The sequence below is a fragment of the Streptomyces sp. TLI_185 genome, assembly GCF_003814765.1.
Taxonomy (GTDB): domain Bacteria; phylum Actinomycetota; class Actinomycetes; order Streptomycetales; family Streptomycetaceae; genus Streptomyces.
The window spans coordinates 1,060,561-1,078,114 of sequence record NZ_RKRB01000001.1; the positions used below are offsets into that span (position 1 = coordinate 1,060,561).

Below are 17,554 nucleotides of genomic sequence, written 5' to 3' on the forward strand. Positions count from 1 at the left end.
CTTTTGACCGGGAAGGCTTGCCGGCTGGTTGAGCGAGCGCTGCATTCAGCGGTGCCTGTGCCGACTCGCGCATGAGCGTTGCGGCCTCCGTCCGTGACACAGCGGCGATGTCGACCAGCCAGACCCATGCCTCAATTCCCCAGCCGGCACGAATCGCAACGGCGATTCGCCTGCGATCGATGTCGGGGTGCGAAGGGGCCAGTGGCTCCAGGGCGTCCTCGATCCACCCGATGGCTCTGCCCTGACGCAGCACCGGACGAGCATCGCGCGGCGTCTCGGGTCCCTGATCCAGGGACAGTCGCAGCGCGGCCCGCAGTTGCGGTTCCCACCTTTGCAGGATCGCCGTCTGCTCGGTGACGACCAGATCGAGGCGGGCGTGGACATCGCGGGGTGCGTCCTGGCCCAGCAGGCTTGGCACCCAGTTCCCGCCGGCCGAGGCGAGCAGCATCGTCGCGCGCCATCAGCGCACAGAGGTGCTGCTCCGGCGCACGATCTGCTGCACCTTCTGCCCCTCCTGGTCGGTCGGTCTGCGCACCCGCACAGGCTCGGCCACCGCGCCTCCACGGCTCGGATCGGATGGTGGCTCACATCCAACCGTCCCAGACCCGCAGAGACGGCCACCAAGCCGGCGAACCTTCCAGGTCAAGTCACCAGGCGCTCACTTCCTGCCGGGAGTCCAGTTCATGCCCCACCCGTAGGCGTAGTCGACGGTCCGCTGGGGGCTCACCCCGCGCTCGGGCACCAGGTAGCGTGCCTCGCGCTGGACGACGAGGTCGCTGCCCGTGTTGGTGATCAGGGCGAGCGCGCACACCGTCGAGGGGACCGTGCACTCGTCGAGCGAGAAGTCGATCGCGGCGCCGAACTGCGGCTGGAGGGTGACCGTGGCGTGCAGGTCGGCGAAGGAGCGTGCGCCCTGGTAGATGGTCACGAAGACGAGGATCCGCCTGAAGGACTGTTTGTGGTCGAGGTTGACGGTGAGGTTCTCGCCGCTCGCGACGGCGCCGGTGCGGTCGTCGCCGTCGAGATGGATGTACGGCGGCCGCTGCAGGGCCCCGAAGGCATTGCCGAGGGCCTGGACGACGCCCTTGCTGCCGTCGGTGAGTTCGTACAGGGCACACAGGTCGAGGTCGAGGTCTGCGTGCATGGCGACCGCGCGGCCACGTTTGCTGCCCCATCCCGAGAACTGCTTGTGCACCTGCCAGTTGAGGTTCACGCGCATGGCGCCCGAGGTGCCGCCCTGTTTGGTCAGCGAGACCGCGGGGGCCGCCTTGGTGAGCGTCACCTTGCTCAGGCGGACCGGCTGCGCCGGGGGTGCGGGCGGCGGGGGTGGCTGCACGGCGGCCGGAGGTGCGACCGGCGGGGGCATGTGGACCGGCGGTGCGGTGGGCGGCGGCATGGTCACCGGCGGCGCGACGGGCGGGGGCGTGGGCATCGGCGGCGCGGGGGCGTTGTGCTGCGGTTCGTCCACCGTGATCCCGAAGTCCGTCGCCAGGCCCTCGAGTCCGCTGCTGTAGCCCTGGCCGACGGCGCGGAACTTCCAGGCGCCCTGGCGGCGGTAGAACTCACCGAGCACGAAAGCGGTTTCCACGCTTGCGCCCGTGCTGTCGAAGCGGGCGACCACGCCGCCCTGGGCGGCATCGCGGACCTCGATGTAGAGGTCGGGGACCTGTCCGAACGTGCCGCCGTCCGCGGAGGCGGCGAGGACGATCGTCTCGATCGCGGGCTCCACGCGCGCGAGGTCGACGAGGAGGGTGTCGACGATGCGGCCGCCGCCGTCCCGCTTGCCCTCGTGCCGGACCGCCCCTGAGGCGTGCGCGGGCTGGTTGTAGAAGACGAAGTCGCCGTCGGAGCGGACCTTGCCTCCCACGAGCAGAAGTGCCGAAGCGTCCGCGTCCGGCACACCGGGACCGGAACGCCAGCCCAATTCCACCCGCAGTGCCGTCGTCGGCACCGGCGTATTCGATCCTTTCGGCATTGACATGTCCGCCCCCATCACGTGTCACTGCGCCAGTCCGGGTCCCGGCGGCTCTTCCGTTCGCTACCCGCACAACCTATTCCCCGGGACGGCGAACTCCCACGAGGAGCACAGGAAGACCGGTGACCAACCCGCCGGTAACCGTCCCCGAGCTCGGCCTTTACAGGACCGGTACCTCGTTCGACGCCCTTTTTTGCCAAGTTCGCTCGCATTGGGGATCCCGCGTCACTGCGAACACTCAAAACAACCCTCTTATCGGTCTCCCCAACTAGCACATCGAGGGCTTAACTTATGAGCCATGACCTCCCCCCGCTCCACCTTCGGCGGCGGTTACTACTCCGCCTTCCCGGACACCCCGATCTACGACCGACTCGTCGCCGAGCGGGGCACCCCGCAGATCGCTCCGATCCGGGTCCCCGCCGCGTACGACGCGCCGGGCAGCTACCTGCCGGCCCTGCCGTCGGCCCTGCCCGCCCTCCCGGCGGGCCCCTCCCAGTCCTCCTACGGCTATCCGCAGGCGCAGCAGCCGGCACCGCTGCAGCAGGCGCCCGCGGCCTACATCCCTCAGCAGCCCACGGCGCCGCGCGGCTATCCCGGCCCGCAGCCGCCGCAGCCACAACGTCCGATGGCGGCCGGCACGGGCTACGAGGCGATGCGCCCCGCGGCTGCCCGGCCCGCCCCGGCTCCGTATCAGGACCCGTACAACAACCAGCAGCAGTACCGCGGCTACTGATCCGTCCACCCGCGCGGTCACTGCCGCCTGGCAGGATGGCCTGATGGGGAACGCGCAGCTGCAGTCGATTCACGTGCATCCGGTGAAGGCGTTCCGGGGCCTTACGCCCCGGGAAGCCGTCGTGGAGCCCTGGGGGCTGGCCGGAGACCGGCGCTGGGTGCTGATCGACGACGGGGGAAAGGTCGTCACACAACGTCAGCAGCCGCGCCTTGCGCTTGCCGCCGCCGAGCTCGTGCCCGGCGGCGGCGTTCGTCTGTCCGCGCCGGGCATGGACCCGCTGACCGCGCCGGTGCCCCGTCCGGTCGGCACCGTGCCGGTGGAGATCTTCGGCGACAAGGTCGCGGGGGTTCTCGCCGCGGGGGCGGCCGCGCACGCCTGGTGCAGCGAGTATCTCGGCACCCGTGTGCGCCTCGTGCACATGGACGACCCGGCCACGCGCCGACCGGTGGACCCGGAGTACGCACGGCCGGGCGAGACGGTCAGCTTCGCCGACGGCTACCCACTGCTGCTCACCACGGTCGCCTCCCTCGAGGCTCTCAACTCCCTGATCGCCCAAGGTGCTCACCCGGGCGAGGGCCCGCTGCCGATGAACCGCTTCCGGCCGAACGTGGTCGTGGCCGGCACCGCGGCCTGGGCCGAGGACGACTGGTCCCGCATCGCGATCGGCGAGGTCACCTTCCGCATCGCCAAGATGTGCGGGCGCTGCGTGGTGACCACCACCGACCAGGGCACCGCCGTGCGGGGCAAGGAACCACTGTCCACGCTGGGACGCCACCGCCGCATCGACGGCAAACTGGCCTTCGGCCAGAACCTGGTTCCCCTCTCCCCCGGCTCGATCCGCGTCGGCGATCCGGTGACGGTCCTCGCATAGCTCGCGGAGCGGTCGGCGGCTGCGCGGCGGTCCGCGAGAAAAGATCCGGGCAACGACCGGTGTGCGGGAACCGGGGGCGGGGGCCTCGGCGTTGAGTTCTCGTGAGAAGTTCATGAGAGGCCCCGGCGACAGGTGATTTCGCTCTCTCTTTGACCGGGCCCGCGGGTGAACGGCTCCACCGGGGGTTATCACGGAGCGGGAAGGGGGTGTGGGACAGTGCGAGCAATCGGCGGCCTCTGGCGCTGGCGGCACAATCCGCTGCGGCGCACGAGCGATCTGATCGAAGCCTGGGTGGCGCTGCTGGCGCTGCTGTTGATCCTCGTCGTGGCGCCCGTGATCGGATCTCTCGTCGGCGGCGTCGCCCAGGACGCCCTGCAGCAGTCCGTCCGGGACCAGCGCACGGCCCGCCACCCGGTGACGGCCACCGTGGTGCGCAAACTGGACCGCTCCCCGCTGGACACCGACCCCGAGACGTCCTCGGCGCGGGACCTGCGCAGCCGCGTCATAGCCGACTGGACCGCACCGGACGGCTCCGGCCACCACGGCGCGACCCTGGCGGAGCTCAAGACCCCGCACCGCGGCGACCACTTCAAGATATGGACGGACCTGCACGGCCAGATAGTGGCCCGTCCGCTGGACTCCACGACGGCGACGACCCACGCGGTGCTCGCCGGGTTCGGTGCCGCCATGCTCACCGCGGGTGCCGTCGAGGGCGGCAGGCGGCTGATCGTCTGGCGCATGGTCCGTCGCCGGTACGCCCGTTGGGACCAGGCCTGGGACCGGGCGGGTCCGGACTGGGGCAGGACCGGGACGGGCAGCTGACGGCCTTACGGCTCTGGTCAACCCACCGCCCGCGCGCACGCTACGGTGGACCGGCCGAACGCAATCGGCATCAACCCGCGTACCACGAGGTGGGGGCACAGCAACGCCATGGCACAGGGCACGGTCCAGGTGACGCACACCGGCACATCGCGGTGGCGACGCCGCACGGGTGAGTACGCATCGCTCGCCGCCGCCCTGGAGGCCGCCGCCGACGGTGACGTCCTCACCGTCGCGCCCGGCACCTACCGGGAAAACCTCGTCGTCCAGCGGTCGGTGACCCTGCGCGGGCCCGAGGGCTCTCCCGGTTCGGTGCGGATCGCACCGGTGGACGGGGTGCCGCTGACCGTGCGGGCCTCGGCGGTGGTCCAGGACCTGCACGTGGAGGGGCAGGACGCTTCGGTGCCCGCCCTGCTGGTCGAGGAGGGCACACCGGAACTGCTGGACGTTCGGATCATCACCCGCTCCGCGGCCGGCATAGAGGTGCGCGCAGGCGCGCGTCCGACCGTGCGGCGGTGCACCGTGGACAATCCGGCCGGCATCGGTATCGCCGTACTCGACGGCGGAGGCGGGGTGTTCGAGGAGTGCGAGGTCGTGGCCGCCGGTCAGTCGGGGGTCGCGGTCCGCGGCGGTGCACACCCGCGCCTCGAGCGCTGCCGGATCCATCACGCCTCGGGGGCGGGGCTGTCGGCGACCGGGGAGAACTCCGCGCTGGAAGCGGTGGGTTGCGAGGTGTACGAGGTCCGGGGCAGCGGCGTCCAGGTCACCGGCCGGGCCACCGCGCACCTCACGGACTGCGATGTGCACCGCACCACCGCGGACGGTGTCACGCTCGACACGGACGCGGTGCTCACCCTGGCCGACTGCCGTATCCACGACATCCCGGAGAACGCGGTCGATCTGCGCTCGCGCTCGGTGCTCACCCTGACCCGGACGACGGTGCGTCAGTTCGGGCGCAACGGCCTTTCGGTGTGGGATCCCGGCACGCGCGTGGACGCCAACCAGTGCGAGATCTTCGACAGCACGGGCGACTACCCGGCGGTGTGGGTCAGCGACGGCGCCACCGCGGTGCTGGAGTCCTGCCGGGTGCACGACGTGCCGGACGCCCTGTTCGTCCTGGACCGCGGCTCGCGCGCGGACGTCGTCGACAGCGACCTGTCCCAGGTCCGCAACACCGCCGTGTCGGTGAGCGACGGCGCGACCGCGCAACTCGACGACTGCCGCATCCGGGACGCCGCGACGGGCGCCTGGTTCCGCGACCACGGCAGCGGCGGAACGCTGAGCAACTGCACCATCGACGCCACCCAGACCGGCGTGATCGTCACCAAGGGCGCGGACCCCACCATCGAGCGCTGCACGATCGACTCCCCCGCCGAGGCGGGCTTCTACGTGTCTGCGGGCGGCCGCGGCAGCTTCGTGGGCTGCCGGGTGACGGGCAGCGGCGGCTACGGCTTCCATGTGATCGACGGCAGCCGTACGACGCTGCGCAAGTGCCGCACGGAGCGGTGCGCGCGCGGTGGGTACGAGTTCGCGGAGGGCGGCGACGCGGCCCCCGGTTCGGGCCCGGTCGTCGAGGACTGCACCAGCGACGAGAGCTCGGGCCTCAGGCCGCCCGCGGCCCGGGAGACCGCCGTACAGACGGCCGCACAGTCGCCCGGCCTGCTGGGCGCGATCCCCGGGCAGCGCACCACCGAGCAGGAGCCCCTGCTTCCCGCCGCGCAGCCCGAGCAGTCGGCGCGGACGTCGAAGGCCGTGCTGGGTGAACTCGACGCGCTGGTCGGCCTGGAGAGCGTCAAGCGCGAGGTGCGGGCCCTGACCGACATGATCGAGGTGGGACGGCGCCGGCAGCAGGCGGGCCTCAAGGCGGCCTCGGTCAAGCGGCATCTCGTTTTCACCGGCTCCCCCGGCACCGGCAAGACGACCGTGGCCCGCCTCTACGGCGAGATCCTCGCCTCGCTCGGCGTGCTGGAGAAGGGGCATCTGGTCGAGGTGTCGCGGGTCGACCTCGTCGGCGAGCACATCGGCTCGACGGCGATCCGCACCCAGGAGGCCTTCGACAGGGCGCGCGGCGGTGTGCTGTTCATCGACGAGGCGTACGCGCTGTCACCGGAGGACTCGGGCCGGGACTTCGGCAAGGAGGCCATCGACACGCTGGTGAAGCTGATGGAGGACCACCGGGACGCGGTCGTGGTGATCGTCGCGGGCTACACGGCCGAGATGGAGCGGTTCCTTTCGGTCAACCCCGGTGTGGCGTCCCGTTTCTCACGGACCATCACCTTCAGCGACTACGAGCCCGACGAACTGCTGCGGATCGTCGAGCAGCAGGCCGACGAGCACGAGTACCGGCTGGCGCCGGGCACCGCGGACGCGCTGCTGAAGTACTTCACGGCGATCCCGAAGGGCCCGGCGTTCGGCAACGGCCGGACCGCCCGCCAGACCTTCGAGGCGATGGTCGAGCGGCATGCCGGCCGGGTCGCCCAGGTCGACGAGCCGAGCACGGACGATCTGACCCTGCTCTACGCCGAGGACCTTCCCGACACCCCCTGAGACCGTGTCTCGGGGCGTGGAGCGGGTACCTCCGAGCGCAGGCGGGCCAGCAGCCGTTCCCGCTCCTCGGCGAACGCCGGATCGGCCTGGTAGTCGCCGTGGCCCAGGATCGGGGCGGGCAGCGGGTGCTGTGCGGTGCGGCCGTAGGCGAGGGGGTCCTTCAGGGGTGCGCGATCCACCTCGGGGCCGCAGTCGCCGGACAGCCGGACCGGGCCGCCGATGGGGTCGGTGAGCCGGTACAGGTTGCGCCAGCAGTCGACGTCGTGGTGCAGGGAGCTGAGGGCGGCAGGGCCGAAGTGGGCCGGGAACCAGCGGCCGTAGAGGCGCTCGAGCGGGGAGCCGTAGGTCAGCAGGGCCACCCGTCTGCGGACGGACGGCTTCAGCTGCCAGGCCGCGGCGGCCGCGAGCACGCTGCCCTGGGAGTGCCCGGAGAGCACGAGGCGGCCGCCCGTGGCGCGCGTCCAGGTGGCCATCCGCCAGGTCAGGTCGGGTACCGCGCGCTCGGCGTAGCAGGGCGGGGCGAAGGGGTGGGCGGCGCGTGGCCAGAAGGTACCGACGTCCCACAGGATGCCGATGGTGCGCCGGGCGGAGGCGTCCTTGTAGGCGCGCCGGCCCCAGGTGACGAAGAGTATGAAGCCCAGACCGATCAGCCAGGAGCCCAGAGCCTGGGCGGTCTGTGCGGCGCCGTGCACGAAGGCGAAGGCGTGCTGCGCGGCCTCGCCGGGCGCCTGTTCGGTGATCTTCGCGCCGAGGAGGGCTCCGGCGCCCAGCAGCAGGGTCGTGGCAGAGGTGACGGCGACGACCAGGGGGCCGCGGTCGGTGAGTGCGGCCAGCGCGCGGGTGGTGGCGATGCGGCGGGTGCGCGCCGTGTCCTTGGGTTCGCCGGGGTAGTCGAGTTCGACGGTGCCCAGTTCGGTGCGGCGCAGCAGCCAGGCCCGCCGGCCCAGCCCGGCGCAGAAGACGAGCAGGACGAGGAGCAGTACGGGGATCACGGACGCCTGCCAGGTCAGCAGCACCGGCGGGCCGTCGATCGAGGTGCCGGTGCCGTCCAGCCAGTCGGACACCCGCTGGGAGACGCCACCGGACATCACTCCGCCCAGGGCGCAGGCCAGCATCGCGACGGCGGGTCCGCCCTGGCCGCGCAGCACGGTGCGGGCGTCGGGGTGGCTGCGGTACAGCAGGTGGGCGACCACCGCGAGGGCGATCACCAGTAAGCCCTGGACCAGGGCGAGGGCGCCGAAGGTGGTGCCGCCGCCGGCCAGCAGGCCGGCCGACTGCCAGCCCGGGCGCTCCCAGCCGGCGTACACCGCGGAGAGCAGCAGCAGGAGGAGGGCGGTCAGCGGCAGGCGTCGTACGAGGTGCTCGTCCAACTCCTGGTCGAGGCGGTTCTCGGTGCGCCCGCGGCGGCAGACCACCCACACCACGACCGCGGCGGTGGCGACGAGCGCCACCTCCAGGAGCTCGCCCGCGAGGTCGAGTGCCGCGGGGCCGCCTGATCTGCCGTCGAAGCGTGCCGCGGAGGACGCGACCGCCGCGGCGACGGTCAGCAGGCCCGCCGCGGTGTGGGCGGCGCGCAGCCGGGCGACCAGTCGGCGGCCGTACCAGAAGCCGGGCCGGCCCAGGGCGGTGCGGCCGGTCTCCTCGTCGGGTTCGGGCCGGCGGTCGATGGGCTGCTGGGACTCGTACGCGCTCCAGGTGCGGTGGGAGAGGTACCACAGCAGACCGGTGAGCACGGCGGGCACCAGGGCCGCGACGGCGAGCCGGCGGCCGGGCCTGCTCCACCAGCCGTTCTGCGACACCTCGGGCGACAGGAAGCCAAGCCAGGAGTGCCGCTCCGCGCACGCGCGGGTGCCCGCGCACTGCCAGGCCGCCAGGTCCAGGGCGACCTCGCAGGCGGCCGCGACCAGCAGCACCGTCAGCGTCAGGCCCGCCAGCCGTACGAGCAGCCCGTACAGGCGGACCGGCCGCTGGTGGCCGCGCGCGGTGGGCCGCATCCAGTGGGCGAGGTTGACCACCATGAACGGCAGGAGCAGCAGCCACAGGGCCCGTGCGCTGTTGCCGGAGGTGAGATTGCACCAGACGTACGCCTCCGGCACCGGTCTGCCGCGGTAGTCCTCGGGTCTGCTCTCCGCGTCGACGTCCTCGGCGCGCCGGAAGACGGCCGCCGTGTCGTCGCCGGTGATCCGCACCGTGCGCGGATCATTGAGCATCTCCTGGGGTGTGGTGCCGCCCACGCCGTGGACCAGGAGTTCCAGGGCGGTTGCGGATCCCTCGGGCCCCGGGACGGGGCCGCTGGTCGGGACACGTTCCTGCGCACGTTCCACTGTTCGCACTTCCCCCGTGACGCGCCGTCTTCTTGTGTCCGTGCGGGCACAAGGGTCTCCGCTCGGGCGGGGGCGTACACCCCTGAACACGGAATCTCCCCGATCCGGGTGATCTGCGGGTAACAGAAGGGGCATTGGTGACATGTGCGCGTCGGGCAGGTGGCGTCCTGGGGGCCCACCCGTGCAAGGATGGGGCGTCCGCGCACCGGGACAGGGGAGAATGTCCTTGTCGGAGCAGGTGTGCAGGGCGTGTCGGACGGCTTGAGGCGAAAGGACCGGAGCGTACGTGAGCGAGAATCAGAACCTCCTCGCGGAGCAGCGGCGCGCCCTGATTCTGGACGAGGTCCGGCGCCGGGGCGGGGTCCGCGTGAACGAGCTGACCCGCAAGCTCGGCGTGTCGGACATGACGGTGCGCCGCGACCTGGACGCGCTGGCCCGCCAGGGCGTGCTGGAGAAGGTGCACGGCGGCGCGGTGCCGGTCGTCGAGGCAAGCACGCACGAGCCGGGCTTCGAGGCCAAATCCGGCCTGGAGCTGACGGCCAAGGAGGACATCGCGCGCTCGGCGGCCCAGCTGGTGGCGCCGGGTACCGCGATCGCGCTGTCGGGCGGTACGACGACGTATGCGCTGGCCCACCATCTGCTGGACGTGCCGGATCTGACCGTCGTGACGAACTCGGTGCGGGTGGCCGACGTCTTCCATGCGGCGCAGCGCACCTCCGGCCCCCGGCAGGGTGCGGCCACGGTGGTGCTGACCGGCGGGGTGCGCACGCCCTCCGACTCGCTGGTGGGGCCGGTGGCCGACCAGGCGATCGCGGCACTCCACTTCGACGTGCTGTTCCTCGGTGTGCACGGCATATCGCTCGAGGCCGGCCTGTCGACGCCGAACCTCGCGGAGGCCGAGACCAACCGGCGCCTGGTGCAGTCGGCGCGGCGGGTGGTGGTGGTCGCCGACCACACCAAGTGGGGCGTGGTGGGCCTGAGTTCGTTCGCGGCGCTGGAGCAGGTCGACACACTGGTGACGGACGCGGGCCTGGCGGGCGACGCGCGCGAGGAGATCTCCGAGCATCTGCGTCGGCTGGTCGTGGTGGGCGAGCCGGAGAGCTGATCCCTCCAGGCGGTGCTGACATCTGACGGGTCGCCAGCTATCGTGACGTGCCCCGGTCAACCACCCTTCTGTGTCAAGGGGGTTCGCGTTCATGGCCCACCGTCTGCGTCCCGTCGGGCTCGACTTCGTCGACACCGCCCCCGTGCGTCTGGTCTTCGCCCAGGAGATCTCCGCGGCACCCGAGGCGGTCTTCCACGCCCTCAACGACGATGTGCCGGGGTGGGCGGAATGGTTCGCGGCCGTGACACATGCACGGTCCCTCGACGGCGGTGCAGGGCGCGACATCCGGCTCAAGGGAGGCGGGCGCTTCCGGGAGACGGTCATCGCGGCGAAGGAGGCGGAGGTGTACGCCTACCGGGTCGACGTCACCAACGCACCAGGCGCCCGCGCCCTCGCCGAGGAGTGGCGGCTGATACCGGCCGGGACGGGCACACGCGTGCGGTGGACCTTCGCTGCGGACGGGACGGCACCGTTCCGGTTCGTGGTGAAGGCGGCACGCGCGGGGCTCGGGCGCGCCTTCCGGGACGCGGTGACGTCGCTGGACCGGCGGCTCGCACACCAGGGCTGAGCAATTCCGGCGCGCGCTCCTTGCGGTTCGGCAGCGCCCCGACGGGACGCGGGGCTGTGTCCATATGCGGCTCCGCCGCGTGGGCGCGACCAGCCACAACGGCGGCGCAGACGATAGACGGCACTCCCCGCGGAGCGGCTCAGCAGGGCCAGACGCCCGTCTCGAGCAGCGCGTCGATCGCCGCCGAGTACGGCTCAATCTCCAGCCCCTGCTCGGCGAGCCACGCGTCCGAGTAGTACTTGTCCAGATAGCGGTCGCCCGGGTCACACAGCAGCGTCACCACGCTCCCCTTCCGCCCCTCGGCCACCATCTCGGCGACGATCTTCAGCGCGCTCCACAGTCCGGTGCCCGTCGAGCCGCCCGCCTTGCGGCCGATGGCCTGCTCCAGCGCCCGTACGGCGGCGACGCTGGCCGCGTCGGGGATCTTCATCATCCGGTCGACGGCGCCGGGCACGAAGCTCGGCTCCATACGGGGACGGCCGATGCCCTCGATGCGTGAGCCGCACTCGCTGGTGACGTCCGGATCGCCGGTGGTCCAGCCCTCGAAGAAACAGGAGTTCTCCGGATCGGCCACACAGATGCGGGTGTCGCGCTGGGTGTAGTGGACGTAGCGCGCGAGGGTCGCCGAGGTGCCGCCGGTGCCCGCCGTCGCCACGATCCACGCGGGCTCCGGGAACCGCTCCAACTCCAGCTGGCGGAAGATGGATTCGGCGATGTTGTTGTTGCCGCGCCAGTCCGTGGCCCGTTCGGCGTAGGTGAACTGGTCCATGTAATGGCCGCCGGTCTCCACCGCAAGGCCCGCCGACTCCTCGTACATTTTGCGCGAGTCGTCCACGAAATGGCACTGCCCGCCGTGGAACTCGATGAGGCGGCACTTCTCCGCGCTCGTCGTGCGCGGCATGACGGCGATGAAGGGCACGCCGATCAGCTTGGCGAAGTACGCCTCGGACACGGCCGTCGAGCCGCTGGACGCCTCGATCACCGGGCGGCCCGGCCGGATCCAGCCGTTGCACAGTCCGTAGAGGAAGAGCGAGCGGGCGAGCCGGTGCTTGAGGCTGCCGGTCGGGTGGGTCGACTCGTCCTTCAGGTACAGGTCGATCCCCCACTTCTCGGGCAGCGGGAAGCGGAGCAGATGCGTGTCGGCCGAGCGGTTGGCATCGGCCTGGACCTTGCGGACGGCTTCTTTCAGCCAGTCGCGGTAGGCGGCGTCACTGTGGTCGACATCGAGGGTTTTGCCGGTCCGGGTCTGCTGGGAGGTGCTCACGACGGGTGCTCCTTAGGCTGTGCGCCGACGGCGCGTCGCGCGGCCGACGCATCGATCATAAACACCTTCCGCACGCTTCTCACCTGCATAAACGCACCTTTGAGCACCCCAAAGAACACCCTGGGGCCAAAGGGCCGGCGAAGGTGGGGGCGCATTCGCGCGAGTGCTCCGGGCGCTCACTCCGAGCGTGTCGTGCGTACTGGTGCTCGCCGTCGGGTGCAGGCAGACTGCACCGAACGGGGGCGCACACTGGATCACGACACGAGCTGGATCACGCCCACGCAGGAGCACGGTCCAGCGCACCGGACGGCCAAAGGGGGCGGGCGGCATGGCGGAGCCGGAGTTCACGGCGACGGGCGTGCGGATCGGCAAACGGCTGCGTTCGCTCACGCGGGCCGGGCAGGTCCGGATCAGCGACGGCAGACTTGCGCTGCTCACCAGTTACGGCACCGAGATCGACAGCGCGCCGGTGCAGGCGGTGCGCGCCTCCAAGCCCTGGTTCTCCGCGGAGGACCGGGCGCTCGCGGACCTCAACGGCAAGCGGTACCTGCTGACCCTGGGCGATCACGACCCGGCGCCGGGCGAGCCGGGGCCGCCCGCGGCACGCCGCTTCATCGAGGCCGTACGCAAAGCCGCGGGACGCGGCGGCTGACACAGCCCACAGGACGGCGGCGGGCTCGCACCCGCGTGGTCGGCGGAGCCGATCGCGAGTTGCGGTCCCGCGCCCCCTGGGTCACGCTGTTCTCACGTCACTCTGGGTTTACCGGCGATAACGCTGCGAACCAGCCCGCCGGGCACGACGGCAGGTGGCCAGGCCCTCAGGCACCTGCTGGATCCGTACTCCGTGTTCTTCCGGACCTCTTAAGTCGGGGAGTCGCAGCCGTGATCAGTCACCCAAGCAGGCACTGCACGGTAGAGCTGCAAGCCCTGCCGTCGCGGATCGGCCAGGTCCGCAGAATCGTCTCTGCGCAGTTGCGCTACTGGCATCTGGACCCCCTCATCGACCGGGCCGCGCTCGGTGTGACGGAGCTGTTGACCAACGTCCACCTGCACGCCCAGCCCGACAAGCTGTGCACCGTCGAGATAGAGCTGGTGCTGGACCGGCTCATGGTCTCCGTGCGCGACCACGACCCCCGCCTGCCCGAAGTGCGGGACGTGGAAGCTTCCGCCACCACCGGGCGCGGGCTGGCCATGGTGGCCGCGGTGAGCGAGAGCTGGGGGGCGCGTCCGGACGGCGAGTCGGGCAAGGTCGTCTGGTTCGCGCTGCCCACCACGCCCGCTCCGGTGGCTGCGCCGGCCCGCCCTCCGCGCCGTACGGCCGACAAGCCGGCCCGCCGTCTCGTGGAGGTCGAGCACGCGGCCGACGGCCACAGGTCCACGCACGCTCCCGCCCGGTCCGCCGTTGCCGGCTGACCGGGCGGTGATTTTGGGTCGGTCGCCTTCGGGGCGCCTCAGCCGATGTCGAGAGGCCGATCGCCCTCAGCGCTCCCCCACTCTCGGCTTCGCTCGAGCGGCAGGTGCCCCCATGCCCCCTCGACACCGGCGCGCCCCCTGCGGCTCCCTCCCGGCCGGTGTCCGGCGGTGCAGTGGGCGTTGGAGTGCCCATGCCGTTGAGCCGGTCGGCCGTCGCAGTGCCGTTGGGCAGGGCGACTCGCCGACCTTGCTTCCGGGCGTCGGTCACTCGGTGGCGATGGCGCGCAGGACGTCCAGGCGTGCAGCCCGGCGGGCCGGGCGCAGGCCTGCGAGGGCGCCGGCTGCAAGGCCCACCAGCGCCACGATCACCAGCTGCGTGGGCGGAATCGCGAAGGCGAAGGCGCTGTCGCTGGCGCCGTCCGAGGCCTTGACCAGCACCCAGCCGAGGAAGGCGCCCAGGCCGAGGCCGCCGGCCGTGCCGAAGGCGGCGACGAGCACCGACTCCCAGCGGACCATGGCCCGCAGTTGGGGACGGGTCTGGCCGACGGCCCTGAGCAGGCCCAGTTCGCGGGTGCGTTCGTGGATCGCCAGGGTCAGGGTGTTGGCGATGCCGAGCAGCGCGATGAGGACCGCGAGGGCGAGCAGGGCGTAGACGAGGGTCAGCATCATGCCGATGCCACCGGCCGAGGACTGCGCGTACTCGCTGCGGGTCTGCACCTCGGGGTTGCCGTACCGGTCGGCGACCTTCTGCACAGCGGCCTTGCCCGCGTCCGTGCTCACGCCGCCCTTGAAGGAGACGGCGACCAGGCTGTCGGAGTCCTGGGTGCGGTGCGGGGCCCAGGCGGCGCGCGTGATGACGTAGTCGCCGGCGAGTTCGGACTGGCCGTAGACCGCTCGGACGGTGAAGGTCTGCTTCTTGCCGTCGGTGAAGGTGAGTTGGGCCCGGCTGCCGGTGGACAGGTGCTGTTTGTCGGCTTCCGCCCTGGTGATGGCGATGCCGTCGGTGCCGAGGGCGCGGAGTGAACCGTCGACCTTGCCGAGGTCGAACGTGCGCTCCAGGGCGACCGGGTCGCTGACGGTCAACGCCCGTCCCTCGCCGTCGACTTCCGCGACTCCGCGGCCCAGGCCCACGGCCGTGTCGACCTCGGGGAGTCGTTGTATCGCGCCGGCGAGCCGGGGGCTCAGGCCGCTGCCGCCCGCGCCGAAGGACGGTGTGCTGACGGCGACGTCGCCGGCGAAGGACCGGGACACGGTCTGGTCCATGGTCGCCTTCAGTGAGGCGCCGAAGACGGTGAAGAGAGAGACGACGGCTACGCCGATCATCAGGGCGCTGGCGGTTGCGGCCGTCCGCTTGGGGCTGCGCAGGGCGTTGCGGCGGGCGAGACCGCCGGTGACACCGCGGAGTTTGTCGAGCGGGCCGCCGAGGATGCGTACGGCCGTGGTCGAGGCCACCGGGCCGAGGACGACGAACGCCACCAGGGCAAGGACGGCGCCAAGTCCAGCCATCCAGATGGAGGGTGAGACGAGGACCCCGCTGAGCGTGCCGGCGACGGCGAGGGCGGCGAGGCCCATGCCGGTGACTGCGCGGGTGCGGGAGGCGCCGGAGGTGTCGACGGCCGTCTCGCGCAGTGCGGCCAGTGGGGCGGTGCGGCCGGCGCGTGCGGCGGGCAGCAGCGCGGAGCCCAGGCAGACCACGATGCCGACCGCGAGCGGAAGCGTCATGGACAGGGTGCTGATGACCAGGTTGCCGTCGGGGAAGGGGAATCCGATCGCCGGGAACAGGGCCTGCAGTCCGGCGGCGATGCCGATGCCGCCCGCGAGGCCCGCCATCGAGGCGGCCACGGCGACGGCGGTGGCCTCGATCAGGGTCGTTGCGGTGACCTGTCGGCGCGAGGCACCGAGGGCGCGCAACAGGGCGTTCTCTCGGGTGCGTTGGGCGACGACGATCGCGAAGGTGTTGTGGATGGAGAAGGTCGCGACGAGGAGGGCGATGCCGGAGAAGACGAGAAGGAAGGTGGTGAAGATGGTCAGGAACTGGCTGGAGATCATGTCGGTGTTCTCCTGGGCCGACGCCTGACCCGTGATGGCCTCAACTCCCTTGGGAAGTACGGGAGTCAGGCGGTCGACGAGTTCCTTCTCGCTGACGCCGGGGCCCGCCCGCACCTTGATGCTCGCCGCCTCGCCGGGGCGGGCGGTGAGGTACTTCTCGGCGTCGGCGCGGGTCATGCCGGTGAAGGTCACCTGCGCCATGCCGTCCTCGCCGCCGAAGGTCGCCAGGCCGACGACCGTCACCTTGACCGGGTCGGGGGTTCGGAGGGTGGTGGTGTCGCCGATCCTCAGGTTGCCCTTCTTCGCGGCGCCGCGGTTGACGACGACCTCGCCGGACTGCTGCGGGGCGCGGCCCTCGGCGAGCTGGTAGGGGTTGAGCTTGGCGTCGGTGATCCAGTTGCCGGCGAGGGTGGGCGGGCCCTGGCCGCCGATGGGCTTGCCGTTCTTGCCGACGAGCTGGCCGGCGCCCTCGATGTCGGGTGCGGCGGCCGCGACTCCGGGCACCTGCTCGAGGGTGTTCACCAGGGCCGTGTCGACCGGCTGGCGCACGCCCTGGCTCTCGCCCGGTGTGGTGATGGCGTCGGCGCTGCGCACCACGGCGCCCGTGCCGCTGGTCGCGTTGCCGAACATCGAGTCGAAGCTGGCGCGCAGCGTGTCGCCCATGACGAGAGTGCCGGCCAGGAAGGCGACGCCGAGGAAGACGGCGAGAAAGGTGCCGGCGAAGCGCCGCTTGTGGGCGCGCAGGGAGGACACGCTCAGGCGTACGGAGGCGTTCATGAGGGCACCTCGAAGGCTTTCATGCGGTCCAGGACCTTGTCGGCGGTCGGGGATTCCATGCGGTCGACCAGGCGTCCGTCGGCGAGGAAGACGACCTCGTCGGCGTGGGCTGCGGCGACCGGGTCGTGGGTGACCATGACGACGGTGCGGGAGGTCTGACGCACCGCGCGGCCGAGCAGGCCGAGGACCTCCTCGCCGGAGCGGGAGTCGAGGTTGCCGGTGGGCTCGTCGGCGAAGACGACGTCGGGCTGCCCGGCGAACGCCCGTGCCACGGCGACGCGTTGCTGCTGACCGCCGGAGAGTTCGGAGGGCCGGTGGTGGAGGCGGTCGCGCAGGCCGACGACGTCGATGAGCGCCTCGATCCACTCCGGGTCGCCGTTGCCGCCCGCGAGGTCCAGGGGCAGCGTGATGTTCTCCGCGACGCTCAGCGTCGGCACCAGGTTGAACGCCTGGAAGACGAAGCCGACGCGGTCGCGGCGCAGCAGGGTGAGCCGGCGGTCGTCGAGCCCGCCGAGGTCGGTGTCACCGATGTACGCGGTGCCCGAGCTGAGTGTGTCGAGGCCGGCCGCGCAGTGCATCAGGGTGGACTTTCCGGAGCCCGAGGGCCCCATGATCGCGGTGAAGCGGCCGACCGGGAAGTCGACGCTCACCCCGTCCAGGGCCCTCACCTCGGTGTCGCCGCGGCCGTACACCTTCACGGCGTCGACGACCCGGGCGGCCGTACGGATGGCGGTCGTGGTGGTCACGCCGCACCGCCCTTGGTGCGGCCGAACTGCTCGTCCAGCACGGACAGTCGGCGCCAGTACTCGTCCTCGTCGATCTCACCGGAGGCGAAGCGACGACCGAGGACGGCAAGGGGCGAGTCGCCGGAGGGGCGGGTGTCCCCCATGGCCCGCCACGGGCCGCCACGGCCGCGCCACGCGGTGCGGCGCAGGACGGTCACGACGCCGATCACGACGGCCGCCCAGATCAGCGGGAAGAAGAGGATCCACGGGCCTGGGCCGCCGTGCCAGTCTGCGAGGGTCTGCATCTCGGGTCATCTCCTGAACGGGTCTGTGGTGCGTCTGGTGGTGATGGCTCGAGACTCCCGCCGGGGAGGGGTCCGGGTC

Annotated in this window: 14 protein-coding genes and 1 pseudogene; 8 read left to right on the top strand and 7 right to left on the bottom strand. The window is 71.8% G+C overall.

All coding sequences use genetic code 11. The features are described 5' to 3' along the window. Positions 1 to 364 precede the first annotated feature (364 nt). Positions 365 to 553: pseudogene (locus EDD92_RS52370) on the bottom strand (IS630 family transposase); the annotation flags it as partial. A gap of 105 nt (positions 554 to 658) precedes the next feature. Further along, on the bottom strand, positions 659 to 1,975 hold the full coding sequence (locus EDD92_RS04895; protein WP_123970268.1) for a TerD family protein: 1,317 nt from the start codon (positions 1,973 to 1,975) through the stop codon (positions 659 to 661). Between the two features lie 298 nt (positions 1,976 to 2,273). Between EDD92_RS04895 and EDD92_RS04900 the strand changes: the two genes are divergently transcribed. The 4 genes from EDD92_RS04900 (at position 2,274) to EDD92_RS04915 (ending at position 6,945) form a co-directional block, all read left to right on the top strand. Next, complete coding sequence (locus EDD92_RS04900) at positions 2,274 to 2,708, top strand: DUF6643 family protein (RefSeq protein ID WP_099926601.1); 435 nt, start codon at positions 2,274 to 2,276, stop codon at positions 2,706 to 2,708. A 43-nt stretch (positions 2,709 to 2,751) separates the two neighbouring features. Continuing rightward, the gene (locus tag EDD92_RS04905; RefSeq protein WP_123963163.1) at positions 2,752 to 3,579 is read left to right on the top strand and encodes an MOSC domain-containing protein; all 828 of its coding nucleotides are present in this window, start codon (positions 2,752 to 2,754) and stop codon (positions 3,577 to 3,579) included. A gap of 216 nt (positions 3,580 to 3,795) precedes the next feature. Beyond that, positions 3,796 to 4,401, top strand: a complete 606-nt coding sequence (locus EDD92_RS04910; RefSeq protein WP_123963164.1) for a hypothetical protein — start codon at positions 3,796 to 3,798, stop codon at positions 4,399 to 4,401. A gap of 108 nt (positions 4,402 to 4,509) precedes the next feature. Beyond that, positions 4,510 to 6,945: a right-handed parallel beta-helix repeat-containing protein gene (locus EDD92_RS04915; RefSeq protein WP_185123936.1), complete on the top strand. Its 2,436-nt coding sequence runs from the start codon at positions 4,510 to 4,512 to the stop codon at positions 6,943 to 6,945. Here the strand turns inward: EDD92_RS04915 and EDD92_RS04920 are convergent. Further along, positions 6,915 to 9,269, bottom strand: a complete 2,355-nt coding sequence (locus EDD92_RS04920; protein WP_123963166.1) for a hypothetical protein — start codon at positions 9,267 to 9,269, stop codon at positions 6,915 to 6,917. The two genes, EDD92_RS04915 and EDD92_RS04920, sit on opposite strands and share 31 nt — an antisense overlap. A gap of 286 nt (positions 9,270 to 9,555) precedes the next feature. Here EDD92_RS04920 and EDD92_RS04925 point away from each other — a divergent pair, with 286 nt between their 5' ends. Both EDD92_RS04925 and EDD92_RS04930 read left to right on the top strand, forming a co-directional pair. Then, positions 9,556 to 10,374, top strand: a complete 819-nt coding sequence (locus EDD92_RS04925; protein WP_123963167.1) for a DeoR/GlpR family DNA-binding transcription regulator — start codon at positions 9,556 to 9,558, stop codon at positions 10,372 to 10,374. Positions 10,375 to 10,465: 91 nt separating this feature from the next. After that, positions 10,466 to 10,942 (top strand): SRPBCC family protein, encoded by a 477-nt coding sequence (locus EDD92_RS04930; RefSeq protein WP_123963168.1) that lies wholly within the window; start codon positions 10,466 to 10,468, stop codon positions 10,940 to 10,942. A 139-nt stretch (positions 10,943 to 11,081) separates the two neighbouring features. On the opposite strand, the gene EDD92_RS04935 is transcribed toward EDD92_RS04930, so the two are convergent. Further along, the gene (locus tag EDD92_RS04935; RefSeq protein WP_123963169.1) at positions 11,082 to 12,206 is read right to left on the bottom strand and encodes a PLP-dependent cysteine synthase family protein; all 1,125 of its coding nucleotides are present in this window, start codon (positions 12,204 to 12,206) and stop codon (positions 11,082 to 11,084) included. A 328-nt stretch (positions 12,207 to 12,534) separates the two neighbouring features. Here EDD92_RS04935 and EDD92_RS04940 point away from each other — a divergent pair, with 328 nt between their 5' ends. Continuing rightward, positions 12,535 to 12,858, top strand: a complete 324-nt coding sequence (locus EDD92_RS04940) for a hypothetical protein (protein WP_030949005.1) — start codon at positions 12,535 to 12,537, stop codon at positions 12,856 to 12,858. 230 nt (positions 12,859 to 13,088) lie between these two features. Next, positions 13,089 to 13,619, top strand: coding sequence for an ATP-binding protein (locus EDD92_RS04945; RefSeq protein ID WP_123963170.1), 531 nt, complete (start codon positions 13,089 to 13,091; stop codon positions 13,617 to 13,619). A 264-nt stretch (positions 13,620 to 13,883) separates the two neighbouring features. Here EDD92_RS04945 and EDD92_RS04950 read toward each other — a convergent pair whose 3' ends face one another. From EDD92_RS04950 to EDD92_RS04960, 3 genes are read right to left on the bottom strand one after another with little or no spacing between them, the layout of a single operon-like run. Next, positions 13,884 to 16,445 (bottom strand): ABC transporter permease, encoded by a 2,562-nt coding sequence (locus EDD92_RS04950; protein WP_123963171.1) that lies wholly within the window; start codon positions 16,443 to 16,445, stop codon positions 13,884 to 13,886. Continuing rightward, positions 16,442 to 17,191: an ABC transporter ATP-binding protein gene (locus EDD92_RS04955; RefSeq protein WP_123963172.1), complete on the bottom strand. Its 750-nt coding sequence runs from the start codon at positions 17,189 to 17,191 to the stop codon at positions 16,442 to 16,444. Before EDD92_RS04955 ends, EDD92_RS04950 begins: the two co-directional genes overlap by 4 nt. Continuing rightward, positions 17,188 to 17,475, bottom strand: coding sequence for an SHOCT domain-containing protein (locus EDD92_RS04960; protein ID WP_123963173.1), 288 nt, complete (start codon positions 17,473 to 17,475; stop codon positions 17,188 to 17,190). The genes EDD92_RS04955 and EDD92_RS04960 overlap by 4 nt, the downstream gene beginning before the upstream one ends. Between the last annotated feature and the right edge of the window lie 79 nt (positions 17,476 to 17,554).